Raw genomic sequence first — 1534 nt, 5'->3', positions numbered from 1 at the left:
AAGGTTTTGCAGACCTYTGCCTTACCACTTGGCTATGCCACCATGCTTAATTTGTCTTTCTACTTATTAAAGAGGGGATAATCGGAAAATATCAAAAAATCCAAACAAAAAGTTAGGATAAACCTGACTTTTTTTATTTCTTATGGTTGAGCGTTTTTAAATGATCCAATCAATAATTTAAAAGAAGTTGTGAGAAAGTAAAAATAGGGCACTCTAGGTGTCCTATTTTTGATACAATATGTGTAAATATTCTGTATTTTAGGAAGGTGAGAGTGGAAATATGAAAGGAATAAGCCTTTATGTATTAGCAATTATACTCGCATCACAAATCTTTTTTGCATTTTATTATATTCAAAGATTACAAGTACAAAATTACCTATTGTGGTCAATAATATCAATCATTGGTGTCTTCGTTTCCGTAATTGCCTTGAAAAACTTCAAAAGAATACCTAGAAATACAGTTATATTGTCCTCTATTGTCGTATTCAGCAGCCTTGGAACTTTGTGTGTACTAGGTTTTCAATACTATCTTTCAAGTTTTATGGGATAAAGTGAAAGGAAGGCAGAATTACTGCCCTCCTTTTTTGATTAATTACAAGACTTAAGACGAGCCCATTCAGAAACCATCCACCAACCTGGATCACTTGCATTGTTTGCACAAACAGAAAGGTCTCTATCGCAACCACAGTTGCCTTCACCAAAGTTGTTATAGCAGCGGTCATGGTTTCGGCAGCAAGAATCAAGTGTATTGATTACTGCTTTGCTTTCGCCTCCGCAACCTTTACCACAATGGTTATAGTAGTAATACTTACCATTTCCAGAATTAAAGAATACTAAGCATCCATCATACCAAGCTTCTTCTTTGATCTCGTCTGAAGATTCCTCAGCACCCTTTTGATTTTTAAGTTCTTCAACAAATCCAAAGTGTGCTGGATCGTGAGAAACTTCTTGCTCAATAAATACTTTTCCACCTTGCACAATTGCATGATGAATAGCTTTTTTGCCATCTTTTTCAACAGTAAAAATAGCTTTAATTTGTACTTCACCGTTCTCATACTGTACTCCTTGGACGATAGCCTCATCAGCTAAAGTTACAAATACAGCGTTAGTAGCTGCTTCTGATTCTTTGTCTCCAAAAATGATTTCAAAAGCATCTTTGCTTTTAATTTCACCAATTGTTTGATGACGTTCGATTTCAGCCACTAGTAATGCATACTCTGGGTTGCTATCTAATGTTGTAACAAGTGTGTTTTGCTTTTCTACTTGTAATTCTTTTGCTTTTACTAACATTTTTCATTCCCCTTTTCTGTTCTTTATTGCCTTACACTTATTAAAGAGTGTTATTTGGAATAAAATCAAAATGAGCTGAAATAAATAATGAGAAATTAAAAGGCAACGCGATAATTGTATTCGCGTTGCCTTTGTATTAAGCCGCTATTATTTTTTGTTCTAATAACAATGTAAAGCTTACAATTTCTTTGTTGTCTTGAAGTGCATACATCATTTCAACTTCACCATTGGAATACGATAGTAT

1 protein-coding gene is annotated in these 1534 nt (G+C 34.1%); it reads right to left on the bottom strand.

What is annotated here, in order from left to right:
- Positions 1-588 precede the first annotated feature (588 nt).
- Positions 589-1290 (bottom strand): hypothetical protein, encoded by a 702-nt coding sequence (locus AB4Y86_RS18695; protein WP_087963211.1) that lies wholly within the window; start codon positions 1288-1290, stop codon positions 589-591.
- Positions 1291-1534: the final 244 nt, after the last annotated feature.

The sequence above is a fragment of the Arthrobacter sp. 2YAF22_2 genome, assembly GCF_052114645.1.
Lineage (GTDB): Bacteria > Actinomycetota > Actinomycetes > Actinomycetales > Micrococcaceae > Arthrobacter.
This window is presented reverse-complemented; position numbering and strand designations above follow the sequence as displayed.